The following is a 15904-nucleotide window of genomic DNA, read 5'->3' on the forward strand; positions in this document are numbered from 1 at the left end:
GCTTCGGAACCTACCCGCCCGGCGCGGGCGCGGACGACCCCCGCTCGGGAGGGGAGCGGTGCCCGGTCGATCGGGCGGGTCGAGCGGTCGGCCGTCACCCCGGGACGACGACGAGCTGCTTCTTCACCGGCTCGCTGTCGACGCCGAGGGTCCGGGCGGTGGCGGTCACGACCCACGTGTCGGCGAGCAGTCGCGACGCCTTCAGGACGACGGTCGACGGACCCGCGTCGAGGTCGCGCTTCACGACCAGCTTCTGGCGGTGGAGGACGCCGTGGACCCGGTGCCGGTTCTTGCTCCTCAGCACCAGCTTGACCTTCGCGGCGACGCTCAGCGTGAGGCGGATCCGCACCTTCTCGGACAGGGTGACCCGCCGCTTGGCCAGCGCGAAGGCGGTGATGGCCGGGGCCTCGACGACCTTCGTCCTGGACACCCGCACGGTCGTGTTGCCGACGGCGTCGGTGACCCGGAACCGGACCGTGTACCTGCCCGGCTCGGCGTAGGCGTGCGTGGTCGACGGGCCGGTCGCCGAGGATCCGTCGCCGAAGGTCCAGGAGTACGTCGACACGGTCGACCAGGCGTCGACCGCCGTCGCCTGGTACGTCGCGGGGTGACCCGCCACGGCGTGGCCGGCACGCCGGAACGTGCGCAGGGCCGGCCCGGCGACGTCGTACGCCGCGTAGCGCGGCTGGAACGTCGAAGGCCCCGACTCGCCCCACAGGACGAGGACGTCGCCGCCCCGGTCCATCGCGAGGCGCGGCGGACCGGCGTCCCGGTCGGGGGTCGAGAGGTCGAGGGCGGGGCCGAACGTGGTCGCGGCCAGCGCGAGCGTGGCGCCCTGCACGACGTGCCCGGCTCCACCGGAGGCCAGCCACGTCACGGTCGCGGGAGAGCCGTTGGCGACCACGACGGCCGGGTGGCTCGACGTCGCGGCGCCGTCGGACAACGTCGTCGCTGCGCGCCACGTCCCGCCGTCGAGCAGCGCGGCCTGCACGACCGAGGGGGCGGACGCGGGCGTCGCCGTCCAGGTCGCCACGAACCGGCTGCCGTACCCGTTGGTCGCGAGCCCGACCTCGCCGGCCGACACGTCCGGGGCGGACAGGTCGACGGGACCGATCCACCCGGTCTGCTGGGCCGGGCGCGTGCTGCTCTGGGCGACCCAGCGGTCGGCGCCGTTCCACCGGGACCAGACCGCGACGGTGGTCCCGTTGCCGGCGACGGCGAGGTCCGGGTCGACGGCGTCCTGGTCGGTCCCGGAGAGCGTCACGGGTGGGCTCCAGGTGCCGGTCAGCGGCGTGGATGCGGTCTGGACCGACCACCGGACGCCGTCGCTGCCGGCCCACACCGCCGTCGTCACCCCGGCGCCGTCCACGCCGAGCCGCGGACGACCGGGCATGACGGTCGACCCCGGCGACAGGTCGACGGGCGCGCCCCAGGCCCCACTCGTCGTACGGATCGCAGCGGACATCACCCACAGGCCGGCCACCACGCGCGGCCAGGCGACGACCGCCGTCCCGCCGGGCCGGAGCACCAGCGCCGCCTCCGCCGCCGACGTCGTGGCACCGGGCAGCTCGACCGGGGCCGACCACGCGCCGCCGACCGAGAGCCTCGACACCTGGAGCCCGTAGCTCGCCGGACCGGTGGCGCGGAACCAGACAGCGGTCGCCCGCCCGTCGCCCTCGAGGACCACCTGCGGGTGCACGGCCGCCGCGCCCGCGACGGACAACGGGACCGGAGCGCCCCACGGCCCGCCCGAGGGCCGGGTCGCGGCCACCACCTGGGCGTCCCCGCTGGCGGACTGGGTCGACACCGCGACGGCGTTGCCCGCCGCGTCCTGGTCGACCGCCCCCACCTCGCCGCTGGTCACGGCCGGGGCCACGACGCCGCCGGGGAGCCAGGTCGGCGCGGCCGCGACGTCGGGGACCGGCGCCAGGGCGATGACGAGCGCCCCAGTGGTCGCCAGCAGTCCGACACGGACGCGGCCACGGGCAAGCACGGACGGGACCCTAGCCGCCGAGAGGGGACCCCGGACACCGATTCGTCAGCGACCTCTCCGCGGAGAGGACCCGGAGGATCGCTGACGAATCGATGTGCCCCCGAGATCTCTAGTGGTGGGTGGCCTGCTCGGCGCCGGCGCCGGTGAAGGCGCGGACCTCGAGCTCGGTGTAGCGCTCCTCGGCGGCGGGCTCCTGGGACGTCACCGTGCCGAGCCAGCCGAAGAAGAAGCCGAGCGGGATGGAGACGATGCCCGGGTTCTGGAGCGGGAACCAGTGGAAGTCCACGTCGGCCGGGAACAGCGACAGGCTCGCGCCGGTCGTCGGGTTCACGCCCAGGCCGGAGACGACCGGGGAGAAGAACACCAGCACGACGCAGGAGACGAGGCCACCGTAGATCGCCCACGTGGCGCCGCGGGTGTTGAAGCGCCGCCAGAACATGTTGTAGACGATCGAGGGCAGGTTCGCCGACGCCGCGACCGCGAAGGCCAGGGCGACGAGGAACGCGATGTTCAGCTTCTGCGCGGGGATGGCGAGCGCGATGGCGATCCCGCCGATCACGAACGCCGCCACGCGGGCCACCTTGACCTCGTCCTTCTCCGTCGCCTGGCCGCTCTTGACGACCGTGGCGTAGAGGTCGTGCGCGACCGAGCTCGCCGACGTCAACGTCAGCCCGGCGACCACGGCGAGGATCGTCGCGAAGGCGACCGCCGAGATCAGTGCCAGCAGGACGGCGCCTCCGGTCGAGCCGTCTCCGCCGCCGACGGCCTCGGCGAGGAGAGGCGAGGCCAGGTTGCCGCCGGACGCGACGACCTTGCTCTCCGGGCCGGTGTCGAGCAGCGCGGCGGCGCCGAAGCCCAGCGCCAGCGTCATCAGGTAGAAGGCACCGATCAGGCCGATGGCCCACATCACCGACGTGCGCGCGGCCTTGGCGGTCGGCACGGTGTAGAAGCGGATCAGGATGTGCGGCAGGCCCGCGGTGCCGAGCACCAGGGCCAGGCCCAGGCTGAGGAAGTCGATCTTCGAGGTGGTGGTGAGGCCGTACTTCAGGCCGGGCTGCAGGAACGCCTCGCCCTTGCCGGTCTTGTCCGCCGCGGCCCCGAGCAGCTCGGAGATGTTGAAGTGGAACTTCGCCAGCACCAGGATCGTGATGAGGATCGTGCCGGCCATCAGCAGCACGGCCTTGACGATCTGCACCCAGGTGGTGCCCTTCATGCCGCCGACGGTGACGTAGAAGACCATCAGCAGGCCGACCCCGACGATGGTCCACGCCTTGATCGCCGGGTCGGTCACGCCGAGCAGCAGGGCGACCAGCGCGCCCGCGCCGACCATCTGCGCGAGCAGGTAGAAGATCGAGACGACGACGGTCGAGGTCGCGGCCGCCGTACGCACGGGACGCTGACGCATCCGGTACGCCAGCTGGTCGGCCATCGTGTAGCGACCGGAGTTCCGCAGCAGCTCGGCGACGAGCAGCAGGGCGATCAGCCAGGCCACGAGGAAGCCGATCGAGTAGAGGAACCCGTCGTACCCGCTCAGCGCGATCGCGCCGGAGATGCCGAGGAACGAGGCGGCCGACATGTAGTCGCCGGAGATCGCCATGCCGTTCTGGAAGCCGCTGAAGGAGCGGCCGCCGGCGTAGAAGTCCGCGGTGCCGGCGTTCTGGCGGCTGGCCCAGAACGTGATGCCGACGGTGACGAGGACGACGGCGACGAACAGGATCGCGGTCAGGGTCTGGCTGTCCATCAGCGGCCGACCTCCTTGGCGTACTCCGCCTCGAGCTGGCGCGCCAGCGGGTCGACCTTGTCGGCCATGTGCCGGCCGTAGAGCCAGGCGATGAGGAACGTCGTCACGAACTGGAGGACGCCGAAGACGAGGGCCACGTTGATGTGGCCGACGACCTGCTGGCTCATGAAGTCGTGCGCCCAGTTCGACATCACGACGTACAGCAGGTACCAGGCCAGGAAGGCGATGGTGGCGGGCACGACGAACCCGACGTACCGCCGCTTCAGCTCCTGGAACTCCTGCGTGGCGTGCAGCCGGTCGTAGACCGGATCGTGACGCTGTGCCTTCTCGTGCGCCTGCTCGTGTGCTGCGACGTGCCGGGTGTCGGCCATGGTCTCCCCTTCCCGGGTGTGAGGGCGGTCACCTCACGCTGGTGGCTCCGGGGTGGGGTCGGGCAGGGGTGGGGTCGGGTACGTCGCCCGGCGGGGTACGGCGTTCGGCCAGCGGTCGGTCCCGTGCGACGAACGGTCTCGGCCCCGCTGGTCGAGCCGCGCCGTTCGGCGCGGTCACCACATGCTGGTCGAGCCGTGAGGCCGGCCCCGGCCGAGCGTGTCGAGACCCGGTGAGCGGGGTGGGGTCTCGACACAGGCTCGCCCAGGGGCTCGCCCGGCTCGACCACCATCGGTAGCCGCGGGCTCACCGGCATGGTGGTCGAGCCGGGAGGCCGGCCTCGGCCGAGCGTGTCGAGACCCAGTGGGCCTCGCGTGGTCTCGACACGGGCTCGCCCAGGGGCTCGCCCGGCTCGACCAGCATGGGCAGCCGCGGGCTCACCGGCATGGTGGTCGAGCCGGGAGGCCGGCCACGGCCGAGCGTGTCGAGACCCGGTGAGAGGGGTGGGTCTCGCCCGGCTCGACCACCATCGGCAGCCGCGGGCTCACCGGCATGGGGTCAGCCGCGGTCGACCCCCACGGCCTCGGGGGTGTGCAGGCGGACCATGAAGCGGGTGACGTGGGGAGGGCGGCGGTCGGGGGTGAGCAGCGAGCCGACGACCATGGCGGTGAAGGCGAGGGGGACGGTCCACAGCGCGGGCTGCGCCATCAGCGTGGAGAACCAGCCGGAGTCCTCGGTCGCCACGAACGTGCGGACGACGGCCGATCCGGAGGTCAGGCCGCCGACCACCAACCCCGCGATCGCGCCGACGTCGGTGAGGCGGCGCCACCAGATGCCCAGCACCAGCAGGGGGCAGAACGTCGAGGCGGCGACGGCGAAGGCCAGCCCGACGGCCGTGGCGACGCCCACGTCCTCGGCGAGCACGGCGAACACGTACGCGACGCCCACCCCGATGCACGCGCCGAGCCGGAACGACGCGATGCCGCCGAACCGGCGCCCCAGCACGTCCTGCGACAGCACGCCTGCCACCGCGATCGTCAGGCCCGACGACGTGGAGAGGAACGCCGCGAAGGCGCCCGCCACGAGGAGAGCGGCCAGCAGCTCGCCGCCCGTGCCGCCGACCATTCGCGTGGGCAGCTCGACGACCACGGTGTCGGCCGTGCCGGCGCCGACCAGGTCCCCGGCGTACATCCGACCCAGGGCGCCGTACACCGGCGGCAGCACGTAGAAGAGGCCGAGCAGGCCGAGCACCACCAGCGTCGTCCGGCGCGCGGCCCGGCCGTCGGGGTTGGTGTAGAAGCGCACGACCACGTGGGGCAGGCCCATGGTGCCGAGGAACGTCGCGACGATGATCGAGTACGTCGTGTACATCGGGTGCGCGCCCAGCCCGGAGAGCGGGTCCGCCCACCCGGACCGGCCCGGCAGGTCGAACACCGCGTCCGCCGGCGAGGTCGCGCCGTCGCCGAACCAGACCATCAGCAGGAAGACGGCCGGGACGAGCAGCGCGGTGAGCTTCAGCCAGTACTGGAACGCCTGGACGAAGGTCACGCTGCGCATGCCGCCGGTGACCACGTTGACCAGCACGACGACCGCGACGACCAGGCCGCCCAGCCGGTTGTCGAGGCCGGTCGCCAGGTTCAGCGTGAAGCCGGCGCCCTTGAGCTGGGGGATGAGGTACAGCCAGCCGATCGCCACCACGAGCGCCGACGTGGCGACGCGCACCTGCTTGGACCGCAGCCGCGCCTGGGCGAAGTCGGGCAGCGTGTACGCACCGGAGCGGCGCAGGGGAGCGGCGACGAGGGTGAGCAGGACCAGGTACCCGGCGGTCCAGCCGACGGGGTACCAGAGCATGCCCGCGCCGTACGTCAGCACCAGGCCGGCGACGCCGAGGAACGACGCGGCGGAGAGGTACTCGCCGCCGATCGCCGTGGCGTTCAGCGCCGGCCGCACGGTCCGGGAGGCGACGAAGAAGTCGGACGTCGTCCGGCTGAACCGCAGTCCCCAGATGCCGATGCCGATGGTCAGGACCGAGACGACGGCGACCGCGGTCGCGCCGAACGCATGGTTCACGGGTCGCGTCTCCCGGGGTCGACCACGTCGGTGAACGCGGCCTCGTTGCGCTCGGCCGCACGCACGTACCACCAGCCGAGCAGCAGCAGCGTCGGGTACACCACGAAGCCGAGCAGTCCCCACGCCAGGGGCATCCCGAGCACCCGCGTGCCCGTCACGCCGGGGAGGAGCCGGAACGCCAGCGGCAGCCCGCCCACCAGGACGGCGAGGGTCAGCAGCACGGTCAGCCCGAGCCGCAGCTGCGTGCGCAGCAGCGACCGCAGGTACACCTCGCCCACCTGGCTCTGCGCGTCGATCTCGCCCGCCGCGCTGGGAGGGGTACGCCGGCGGGCCGACGTCGTCCGCGGCGACGTGACCCGGACCCGCTCAACCACGGGCTCCACCGGGCCTGGTGCGCCGGACGAGGAGGTCGCGCAGCTCGCGGGTGTGGCGGCGGGACACGGCGAGCTCGGTGCCCCCGACGACGACGGTGCAGCGGCCGGACTCCGTGCGCACCTCCTCGACGTGCGGCAGCGAGACCAGCAGTGACCGGTGGATGCGCACGAAGCCGGCCGGCGCCCACTGCTCCTCCAGCGCGGCCAGGGGCGTGCGCAGCAGGTGGCTGCCGTCCGCGGTGTGCAGGCGGGCGTAGTCGCCCTGGGCCTCGACGTACCTGATGTCGGCACGGCTGATGAACCGGGTGACGCCACCGAGCTCCACGGCCACCTGCTCGTCCTCCGAGACCCGGCCGGACGCGGTGCCCTCGACCACGCGGCGTACCGCCTCGGCCAGCCGCTCCTCGCGCACCGGCTTGAGCACGTAGTCGACCGCGTTGAGGTCGAAGGCGTCCACCGCGTGCTGCTCGTGTGCCGTCACGAACACCACCGGTGGCGGGCTCTTGAACCTGGCCAGCACCTGCGCGAGCTCCAGCCCCGACAGGCCCGGCATCGAGATGTCGAGGAACACCGCGTCCACCGACAGCTCCTGCAGGACGCGCAGGGCGTCGGTGGCGGAGTCGGAGGTCAGGACGCCGCCCACGCGCGGGTCGCGCTCGAGCAGGAAGGCCAGCTCGTCGAGGGCGGGACGCTCGTCGTCGATGACGAGGACACGGAGGCCCTTCCTGGTCGGGGCCGCGCTCACGGGTGGAGGCCCTCGGCGTACTTGGGCACCCGCACGACCACCCGGGTGCCGGCACCGACGTTGGTCTCGACGACCAGCCCGTACTCGTCCCCGAACGCGTGCCGCAGCCGCTCGTCCACGTTGGCCAGCCCGACCGAGTCGCCGGTCCCGGCGAGCGCCCGGCGCACGACGTCCGGGTCCTCGCCCACGCCGTCGTCCTCGATGCAGATCTCGCACTCGCGGTCGAGGTCGCTGGCCACCACCGTGATCGTCCCGCCCTCCTCGCGCCCCTCCAGGCCGTGCTTGACGGCGTTCTCGACCAGCGGCTGGAGCGACAGGAACGGGACCTGCACGGGCAGCACCTCCGGCGCGATCCGGAGCACGACGCGCAGCCGTTCGCCGTACCGGGCCTGCTCGAGCAGCAGGTACTGCTCGATCGAGCGCAGCTCCTCGGCCAGCGTGGTGAAGTCGCCCTGGCGGCGGAAGGTGTAGCGGGTGAAGTCCGCGAACTCCAGCAGCAGGTCGCGAGCCCGCTCGGGGTCGGTACGCACGAACGACGCGATCGCGCCCAGGGAGTTGTAGACGAAGTGCGGCGAGATCTGCGCGCGCAGGGCCCGCACCTCGGCCTCGACCAGCCGCCGCCGCGACGCGTCCAGCTCGGCGAGGTCGAGCTGTCCCGAGACCCAGGCGGCGACCTCGTCGGTCGCGCGGACGAGACCGGCGGTGGGGTACGGCGTGCCGACGACCATGTGCCCCACCACCAGCTCGTCGACGACGAGCGGGCTGACGACCACGTGCTGCACCGGGCAGCTGACGAGGTGGCAGCCGAGCTGGGAGGGCCCGGCGACCTGGGTCGCCTCGGTGCTCCTCGCCAGCGCCGCCACCTGGTCGGAGTGGTGCGCGCCCGGGCCGTCCCACGCCAGCACGCGCTGGGTGTCGGTGAGCGCGACCACCGGCGCGCCCAGCAGCGACCGCAGGTGGCGGATGCTGCGCTCGGCGCTGGCCTCGGTCAGGCCCTCCCGCAGCGCCGGGCCGGCCAGCGACGCCTCGTGCAGGGTCCGGAACGTCGCCCGGTCGGCCTCGGTGCCCAGGTGTGAGCGCCGGAACACCCGTCCCAGCGAAGCCCCGAGCGTGGTGGCCATGCGCGGACGGTAGCCGGGACGGTCAGCGGAAGTCGATGAGCAGCATGTCGGTGTCGGTGCCGTCGGACGGGCCGCCGTCCTCCGAGGCGTTCTCGGCCTCGTCGGGCTCCTGCCCCGGATGGTCGAGCACGGTGGCGCGGAAGCAGCGCGCGACGTAGGGGAGCTGCATGCCGTCCATGCCGCGGCCGAAGCCGTCGTAGAAGGCCACGACCTCGGCCATCTTCGCGGCGCGGGCCTCCTCGTCGAGGACGGCGACGTTGGAACGCGAGAGGACGAGCTGCTGGATGCTGGTGCGGTCGATCTGCTGCCAGTGCTTGAACGACGCCTCCTCGACCTCGCCGAACAGCCCGCTCTCGGCGAGGGCCGCGGCCGGCTCGTCGAGCTGCTCCTGGGTGCCGATGAGCTCGCCGAGGCGGCGCACCCACGGGATCGTCTCGTCGCGCTGGTTCCAGATCAGGCCGACGCGACCGCCGCGCTTGAGGGCGCGAGCGATCTCCGGCAATGCGAGGTCCAGGTCGAACCAGTGGAAGGCCTGGGCCGCCACGACCGCGTCGAAGCCGTGGTCGCCCACAGGCAGGTCCTCGGCGTGCGCGAGGAGGGTGCTCGCCTCCGGCAGGTTGCGCTTGAGGCGCTCGAGCATCGCGGTGTCGGGGTCGGTGGCGACGACGCCGTGACCGAGGGCCAGGAGCTGCTCAGTGAGCTTGCCGGTGCCGGCGCCGAGCTCGAGGACGGTCGCCGCCTCCTGGCCGACCAGCCACTGGGCGGCCTCGCGCGGGTACGTCGGGCGGGCACGGTCATAGGCATCCACCACGCCTCCGAAGGAGTGCGCCCAATCGGGTGTCGCCCGCTCCTCGTCCATCACCGGTGACCCTACCCGCGGGAGGTACGGGTCAGCCGGTGCGCCGCTCGGCCTCCTCGACCGCGCGTCGGACGTCCTCGGGCTTCAGGTCGAAGGCCTCCAGCGTGCCGATGACGACCGGGTCGGCGGCTCGCAGCAGGCCCAGCAGGATGTGCTCGCTGCCGATGAAGCCGTCGCCGAGCCGGATCGCCTCGCGCAGGGAGAGCTCGAGGACCTTCTTCGAGGCCTTGGCGAAGCGGGGTCGTGCGTGGCGCACCTTCCTCGGGCCGGTGGTCTCGTTCTCGGCGGCTCCCCCGAGGTCGCGGTCGATCCGGCGCATGACGTCGTCGAGGTCGATGCCGAGCAGCCTGAGGGCCTCGGCGTCGTCGGTGCTGAGCCCCATCGGCCGGTGACCGGTGAGGCCGCGCACCACGCGGCGTACCTCCTCGCGCGTCGCCCCGAGGTCCTCGAGGACGTTGACCGCCAGCGTGCCGTCGGTGTCGACGAGGGTGACGAAGAGGTGGGCCGGCAGCACCTCCGCGGCACCGGCGGCCCGGGCCGCCTCGTGCGCGCGGAGCACCACGTCGCGGGCGTTGCGGGTGAAGCGTTCGAGCATCGCTACCTCCTGCGGGCGTGCTTCTTGTGGACGGCCTGCTTGCTGACCTCGAGGACCTCGGCGATCTCCTGCCACGACCAGCCCGCCGCCCGGGCCCGGTCGACCTGGGTCCGCTCGAGGTGCTCGAGCAGCCGTCCCAGGGCCCGCACCGCCCGCAGCCCCGCCCGCGGGTCGGACTCGGTCGCCGCCGCCGTCAGCGCCGCCAGATCCGTCATGCATGTCAACCTACGTTGACGACGGTATGTTGTCAACCTCAGTTGACGTTTCGCGGTAGTCCCTGACGTTTGGGCCTTCTCCGCGGCACTTGAGGGCCCAAACGTCGGGGACTATCCCGACCCGGCAGACTTCACGCCGTGCCGGACGAGACCGAGGACCCGCTCGCGGGGTTGCTGAAGCTGGAGGGCGTGCCGTCGGGGTTCGCGGCGGCGCGGGACGGGATCGACGCCCTGCTGCGCGACCGCGGGTTGCGCCGTACCTCCCCCGAGCAGACCGCCGAGGCGCTGCTGGTCGGCGCCCACGCGTCGGCGGTCCTGGAGGGGTCGGCGTCCTCGCTGGACGAGGTACGGGACGGGGGTGGCGACGAGGTCGCGGCCGACGCCGTCCGCGTCTCGGTGCACCTGCTGGCGCTGGTGCCCGTGCTGCGTACCGCGCCTCTCCAGGCGTTCGCCCGGCTGCACGCCCTGGCGTCCGGGCAGCCCGTCGGCGGCCGGCCCCGCGACGCCGAGTCCTCGGCGCGGCTGCAGGCGCTCGGTCGGCTGCTCTCGGCGACGACCACGGCACCGGCCCTGCTCGTCGCCGCGGTTGTCCACGCCGACCTCGCGACGGCTGGACCGTTCCCGTCCCACAACGGGATCGTGGCTCGTGCGGCCGAGCGCCTGGTGTGGGTCGCCCGCGGGGTCGACGAGCGGTCCGTGCTGGTGCCGGAGGCCGGGCACCTGGCGCTGCGGGCGGAGTACGAGTCGAACCTCCGCGCGTACCGCGACGGCGGGCCGACCGGCGTGCACGCGTGGCTGAGGTACGCCGCGGAGGCGGCGGCGCGGGGGGCCGAGGCGAGCCCCCTGGCGCGCTCCTGACCAGATGCGGCGGCACCCGGCTCGATGAGTCAGGTGCCGCCACTGACACGCAGGACCGTTGGCTACCAGGCGTGCACACTCAACTGCTGCCTCGGGAGGTTCCCGGTGGTCAGCGCCCTGTAGGAAGGGTAGGTCGCCGCGTGGGTACCCGGTCCGCGTGCTGGTTTTCAGTTGCTTCTGACCCTGTTCTACGCCGGTCCGCAATGGCCTACAAGGGTTGACTTTCACGCCGTCTGGTGGGGCGCGACGTACCTGCAGGTCAGGCGCTCGCGCGCCGCCGCCGGACACTCGACCAGAGCATCCAGCCGACCGCCCCGACCCCTCCGAGGGCGAGCGCCGCGAGGGCCGAGCGGCCCGCGGGCAGCCGGTTGCGGAGGGTCACGGGCCGGGTGAACACCAGGATCGGCCAGCCGCGCTCGGCGGCGGCGCGGCGCAGCTCCTTGTCGGGGTTGACCGCGTGCGGGTGCCCGACGGCCTCGAGCATCGGCAGGTCGGTGATCGAGTCGCTGTAGGCGAAGCAGCCCTCGAGGTCGTAGCCCCGCTCCTCGGCCATCGCGGTGATCGCGCGCGCCTTCTCGGCGGCGTACGCGTAGTACTGGATGGTGCCGGTGTACTTCCCGTCCACGATCTCCAGCTGGGTGGCGATCACGTCGTCGGCGCCGAGCATCGCCCCGATCGGCTCCACGACCTCGGCGCCGCTGGCGGACACCACGACCACGTCCCGTCCGAGAGCGCGGTGCTCCTCCATCAGCGAGACCGCCTCGTCGTACACGATCGGGTCGACGACGTGGTGCAGCGTGTCGGCGACGATCTCGCGCACGGTCGCGACGTCCCAGCCGGCGGTCAGCTGTGACATGAACTGCCGCATCTTCTCCATCTGGTCGTGGTCGGCGCCGCCGACGAGGTAGACGAACTGGGCGTACGCCGACCGCAGCATCGCCCGCCGCGAGATCAGGCCGCCGGCCTGGAAGGGCTTCGAGAACGCGAACGAGCTCGACCGGGCGATGACCGTCTTGTCCAGGTCGAAGAACGCCGCGGTCGGGCGGTGCTCTCCGGACACGGGCATGGCCACATGGTAGGTGCGCCTGTGGACGGATCCCGGGACCCGGTTGCCGTCCACAGGCGGCCTCGGCGGGGCGTTCTCCACAGCGCCGTCGCCCCTCGTGTGAGACGCGGTGGCGGCCCGGGGACGAGACCGGCATGGACACTCCTCTCTTCGTCACCGACGACCCTGCCCTCCTCGACGAGCTCCAGCGACTGGCGGCCGCAGCCGGCGTCACGCCCGTGCTGGCCCACGACGAGGCCGGTGCCCTCCGGGCCTGGTCCGCGGCGCCGCTCGTGTGCGTCGGCGTCGACATCGCCCGCTCCCTGGCTCGTCTCGGGCCACCCCGCCGCGCCGGCGTGCACGTCGTCGGCAACGTCGGCGTCCCCGACGACGTCTTCCGGACGGCGCTCGCGCTCGGCGCCGAGAACGTCGCCGAGCTGCCCCGCTCGGCCGGCTGGCTGACCGAGCTGCTCGCCGACCTCGGCGACACCCGGCCGCTCGGCTCGGTGACGATCGGGGTGATCGGCGGCTCCGGCGGCGCCGGCGCGACGACGTTCGCCTGTGCCCTCGGCCAGACGGCCGCCCGTCGCGGCCCGGCCGTCGTCATCGACGCCGACCCGCTCGGGCCCGGGGCGGACCGCGTGCTCGGCCTCGACGGTCACGACGGGATCCGGTGGGACGCGCTGTGCCAGACGACCGGGCGGTTCAGCGGCCGCTCGCTGCGCGAGTCGTTGCCCCGCCGCGACGGGCTCGGCGTGCTCACCTGGTACTCCGGGCCGCAGGGCAGCCTCCAGGCCTTCGCCGTCCGCAACGCCGTCTCGGCCGCCCAGCGTGGCCACGACACCGTGGTCGTGGACCTGCCGCGCGTGGTCGACCCGCTCGTGGAGGAGCTCGTAGCGCGGTGCGACCGCGTGTACGTGCTGACGGTGCCCACCGTCGCCGGCCTGGCGTCGGCCGTGCGCCTCTGCTCGCGGTTCCACGACACCGCTCCGCTGAGGCTGGTGCTGCGGGGCGACGACGTCCGCCCCGACGCGGTCGCGCGCCTGACCTCGGTGCCGGTGGCGGCGCGGATGGCCGACCAGCGCGGGCTCGAGGAGGCCATCGACCTGGGGCTGGGGCCGATCCGGTCACGGCGCGGGCCACTGGGACGGACCTGCCTGGCGCTGCTCGACGAGCTCGCCGCCCTTCGGCCGGTGGCGGCGTGACGGCCCTCCCCGCCGACCTGGGGACGGTCGTCGACGAGGTGCGCGAGCGGCTGGCCCGCCGACCCGGGGACCTCACCGCCCACCGTGTGGCCGAGGCGCTGCGGGCGACGGGGCAGCCCGTCGGCGATGCGACGGTGCTGGCGGTCCACGAGGAGCTGCGCCGCGACGTGCTCGGCGCCGGCCCGCTCGAGCCGCTGCTGCGTCGGCCCGGCGTCACCGACGTGGTCGTCAACGGGACCGAGGGGGTGTACGTCGACGAGGGTGCGGGAATGCAGCCGGTGGACGTGCGGTTCGCCGACGAGGACGCCGTGCGTCGGCTGGCCCAGCGGCTCGCCGCGCTCGGTGGCCGGCGGCTGGACGACGCCAGCCCGTACGTCGACGTCCGCCTCGCAGACGGCACCCGCTGCCACGCCCTGCTGTCGCCGATCGCCCGCCCGGGGACGCTGATCTCCCTGCGCGTGCCGCGAGCGCGGGCGTTCCCGCTCGAGGAGCTGGTCGCCGCCGGGATGGTGACTCCGGCCGGCGAGCGCCTGCTGCGCGCCGTCGTTCGGCGTCGCGTCGCGTTCGTGGTCAGCGGCGGCACGGGTTCGGGCAAGACCACCCTGCTGGCCGCGTTGCTGTCGCTCGCCGACCCCGCCGAGCGGCTGGTGCTGGTCGAGGACTCCCACGAGCTGCGGCCGGACCATCCGCACTGCGTCTGGCTGGAGGCAAGGCCGCCGAACATCGAGGGCGCGGGCGAGGTCACGGTGCGCTCGCTGGTCCGTCAGGCCCTGCGGATGCGACCCGACCGGCTGGTCGTGGGGGAGGTGCGGGGAGGAGAGGTCGTGGATCTCCTCGCGGCGCTGAACACCGGCCACGAGGGCGGCTGCGGCACCCTGCACGCCAACTCGGCCGCCGACGTACCTGCTCGTGTCGAGGCCCTCGCCCTCGCCGCCGGGCTCGGCCGGGAGGCGGCGCACAGCCAGTTCGCGGCGGCGGTCGACGTGGTGCTGCACCTGGGGCTCGACGCGTCCGGACGACGCCGGCTGCGGGAGGTGGGCGTGCCGTCGCGGGGCACGGACGGGCTGGTGACGATGAGCGCGGCGGTCGTGTTCGCCCACGACGGCACGCCGCGACAAGGTCCGGGTGCCGACCGGCTCGCCGCGCTGCTGTCGACCTCGTGAACGCCGGGCTGCTCGCCGCTGCGCTGGCCGGGACGGCGGCGGCCTTGCTGGTGCATCCGCCGCCGCGGCTCGCCGGGGCCCGGTTCGTCGGTGGCGGGAGGTACGTCGTGGTGGCAGCCGCCGCGGTCGCCTCCCTCGGCGTGGTCGCGGGCGCGCTGCGGCCGGCGGTCCTCGTGCTCGTGGTGGTGGGAGCTGGGTGGGCCGGGCACCGGCTGTGGCGGGCCCGGGCCGACGCGCGTGATCGGACCGCGACGCGCGAACGGGTCCTGGAGGCCTGTGACTTGCTGGCCGCCGAGCTGGGCGCGGGCCAGCCGCCGGAGTCCGCGCTGGTCCGCGCGGCGGAGGCGTGGCCGCTGCTGGCGCCGGTCGCGCGGACGACGGCGCTGGGTGGCGACGTACCGTCCGCCCTGCGGCTCCTGTCCGCGCGCCCCGGCGCCGAGGGGCTCGCGCTCGTGGCGGCCGCGTGGGTGGTCGCGCACCGCACGGGCCACGGACTCGCCGATGCGCTGTCCCGGCTGGCGGAGTCGCTGCGCCGGGCCGCCGCCACCGACCGGGTCGTGCAGGGCGAGCTCGCCTCGGCGCGGGCGACCGCCCGGCTGGTGGGTGGGCTGCCCGTGGTGGCGCTGGCGATGGGCGCCGGGTCCGGCGGGGATCCGGTCGGGTTCCTGCTCCGTACGCCGGTCGGCCTCGCCTGCCTCGCGGGCGGGCTGCTGCTGGGGTTCGCGGGGCTGGCCTGGATCGAGCGGATCGCCGCCGGGGTCGGGTCGTGAGCCCGGTCGTGGTCGCGGGGCTGGCGGCGGCGAGCGTGTGGCTCGCCGTACCGCCCCCGGTACGGCGTCACCCGGCCTCGCCGTTGGCCCCGGCGGCGGTCGCTGCTTCCGAGGAGCGACCGCGGCGCTGGCTCTGGAGCGGCCTGGCGGGCGTGGGGGCGTGGGCCTTCGTCTCGGGCCGGCCCGGCCTGGTGGCGGGTGTGGTGGCGGCCGTCTCGGTGTGGGTCGTGCTGGGCCGCGCCGAGACGCCGGGCCAGCGCCGGCGCCGCGAGCGACTGCGGGCCGACCTGCCGCACGTGGTGGGGCTGCTGGCCGCGGCGGTGCGCGGCGGGCTGCCGCCGGCCGACGGGCTGGCGCTGGTGTGCCGGGCTCTGCCCGGGCCGCTGGCCGACGCCCTGGCCGGACTGCCGCCGCGGATCGCGCTCGGTGTGCCACCGGCCGACGTCTGGGGTTCTCTTGCCGTCGAGCCCGCGCTTGCCCCGCTCGGCCGCACCCTGGCCCGCTCCGCCCGCACCGGCGAACCGGTCGCCGACGCCCTCGAGCGGCTCGGCCGCGAGCTGGCCGCCCGTGCCCGGGCCGAGGTGGAGGACTCCGCCCGCCGCGTCGGCGTCCGAGCCGCGGTGCCGTTGGGCCTGTGCCTGCTGCCCGCGTTCCTCCTCATCGGCATCGTCCCCGTGGTCGGGGGGCTGCTGGAGGCGCTGCGATGAGGCCGACCCGCAGCTTCCGGGACCCGCTTCCCGTCCACACCCGCCCCTCCCGCACCCCTTCTCCCCACGCCACC

Annotated in this window: 16 protein-coding genes; 5 read left to right on the top strand and 11 right to left on the bottom strand. The window is 74.2% G+C overall.

Annotated features, from left to right (window positions below):
• Positions 1 to 94 precede the first annotated feature (94 nt).
• The 10 genes from ISU07_RS24655 to ISU07_RS04525 all read right to left on the bottom strand — a co-directional run bounded on the left by ISU07_RS24655 (position 95) and on the right by ISU07_RS04525 (position 10082).
• Positions 95 to 1993: a PKD domain-containing protein gene (locus ISU07_RS24655; RefSeq protein ID WP_194705497.1), complete on the bottom strand. Its 1899-nt coding sequence runs from the start codon at positions 1991 to 1993 to the stop codon at positions 95 to 97.
• Positions 1994 to 2102: 109 nt separating this feature from the next.
• Positions 2103 to 3734, bottom strand: a complete 1632-nt coding sequence (locus tag ISU07_RS04485) for a solute symporter family protein (protein WP_194705498.1) — start codon at positions 3732 to 3734, stop codon at positions 2103 to 2105.
• The gene (locus ISU07_RS04490; protein ID WP_194705499.1) at positions 3734 to 4105 is read right to left on the bottom strand and encodes a DUF485 domain-containing protein; all 372 of its coding nucleotides are present in this window, start codon (positions 4103 to 4105) and stop codon (positions 3734 to 3736) included. Before ISU07_RS04490 ends, ISU07_RS04485 begins: the two co-directional genes overlap by 1 nt.
• Positions 4106 to 4661: 556 nt before the next feature.
• Positions 4662 to 6173 carry a sodium/solute symporter gene (locus ISU07_RS04495; protein ID WP_194705500.1) on the bottom strand — a complete coding sequence of 504 codons (1512 nt, stop codon included), beginning with the start codon at positions 6171 to 6173 and terminating at the stop codon, positions 4662 to 4664.
• Positions 6170 to 6547 carry a hypothetical protein gene (locus ISU07_RS04500; RefSeq protein ID WP_228521102.1) on the bottom strand — a complete coding sequence of 126 codons (378 nt, stop codon included), beginning with the start codon at positions 6545 to 6547 and terminating at the stop codon, positions 6170 to 6172. The genes ISU07_RS04495 and ISU07_RS04500 overlap by 4 nt, the downstream gene beginning before the upstream one ends.
• Entirely contained in the window at positions 6540 to 7292 is a 753-nt protein-coding gene (locus ISU07_RS04505; RefSeq protein ID WP_194705502.1) for a LytR/AlgR family response regulator transcription factor, read from the bottom strand. The genes ISU07_RS04500 and ISU07_RS04505 overlap by 8 nt, the downstream gene beginning before the upstream one ends.
• Positions 7289 to 8413 (bottom strand): sensor histidine kinase, encoded by a 1125-nt coding sequence (locus ISU07_RS04510; protein WP_194705503.1) that lies wholly within the window; start codon positions 8411 to 8413, stop codon positions 7289 to 7291. The genes ISU07_RS04505 and ISU07_RS04510 overlap by 4 nt, the downstream gene beginning before the upstream one ends.
• A gap of 22 nt (positions 8414 to 8435) precedes the next feature.
• Positions 8436 to 9272 carry a class I SAM-dependent methyltransferase gene (locus ISU07_RS04515; protein WP_194705504.1) on the bottom strand — a complete coding sequence of 279 codons (837 nt, stop codon included), beginning with the start codon at positions 9270 to 9272 and terminating at the stop codon, positions 8436 to 8438.
• Positions 9273 to 9303: 31 nt separating this feature from the next.
• Complete coding sequence (locus ISU07_RS04520; RefSeq protein WP_194705505.1) at positions 9304 to 9867, bottom strand: Clp protease N-terminal domain-containing protein; 564 nt, start codon at positions 9865 to 9867, stop codon at positions 9304 to 9306.
• Positions 9868 to 9869: 2 nt separating this feature from the next.
• The gene (locus ISU07_RS04525) at positions 9870 to 10082 is read right to left on the bottom strand and encodes an RNA polymerase subunit sigma-70 (protein WP_194705506.1); all 213 of its coding nucleotides are present in this window, start codon (positions 10080 to 10082) and stop codon (positions 9870 to 9872) included.
• 138 nt (positions 10083 to 10220) lie between these two features.
• Between ISU07_RS04525 and ISU07_RS04530 the strand changes: the two genes are divergently transcribed.
• Positions 10221 to 10940 (top strand): Fic family protein, encoded by a 720-nt coding sequence (locus tag ISU07_RS04530; protein ID WP_323742425.1) that lies wholly within the window; start codon positions 10221 to 10223, stop codon positions 10938 to 10940.
• Positions 10941 to 11199: 259 nt separating this feature from the next.
• Here ISU07_RS04530 and ISU07_RS04535 read toward each other — a convergent pair whose 3' ends face one another.
• Positions 11200 to 12006: an HAD family hydrolase gene (locus ISU07_RS04535; RefSeq protein WP_194705507.1), complete on the bottom strand. Its 807-nt coding sequence runs from the start codon at positions 12004 to 12006 to the stop codon at positions 11200 to 11202.
• 134 nt (positions 12007 to 12140) lie between these two features.
• On the opposite strand from ISU07_RS04535, the gene ssd reads away from it, so the two are divergent.
• From ssd to ISU07_RS04555, 4 genes are read left to right on the top strand one after another with little or no spacing between them, the layout of a single operon-like run.
• On the top strand, positions 12141 to 13190 hold the full coding sequence (ssd, locus tag ISU07_RS04540; protein ID WP_194705508.1) for a septum site-determining protein Ssd: 1050 nt from the start codon (positions 12141 to 12143) through the stop codon (positions 13188 to 13190).
• Positions 13187 to 14353, top strand: coding sequence for a TadA family conjugal transfer-associated ATPase (locus tag ISU07_RS04545; protein ID WP_194705509.1), 1167 nt, complete (start codon positions 13187 to 13189; stop codon positions 14351 to 14353). Before ssd ends, ISU07_RS04545 begins: the two co-directional genes overlap by 4 nt.
• Positions 14350 to 15123 carry a type II secretion system F family protein gene (locus ISU07_RS24660; protein ID WP_194705510.1) on the top strand — a complete coding sequence of 258 codons (774 nt, stop codon included), beginning with the start codon at positions 14350 to 14352 and terminating at the stop codon, positions 15121 to 15123. The genes ISU07_RS04545 and ISU07_RS24660 overlap by 4 nt, the downstream gene beginning before the upstream one ends.
• Positions 15120 to 15830 (top strand): type II secretion system F family protein, encoded by a 711-nt coding sequence (locus tag ISU07_RS04555; RefSeq protein WP_194705511.1) that lies wholly within the window; start codon positions 15120 to 15122, stop codon positions 15828 to 15830. Before ISU07_RS24660 ends, ISU07_RS04555 begins: the two co-directional genes overlap by 4 nt.
• Positions 15831 to 15904: the final 74 nt, after the last annotated feature.

Origin of the sequence: Nocardioides islandensis, from assembly GCF_015352455.1 — a bacterium.
GTDB classification, from domain to species: domain Bacteria; phylum Actinomycetota; class Actinomycetes; order Propionibacteriales; family Nocardioidaceae; genus Nocardioides; species Nocardioides islandensis.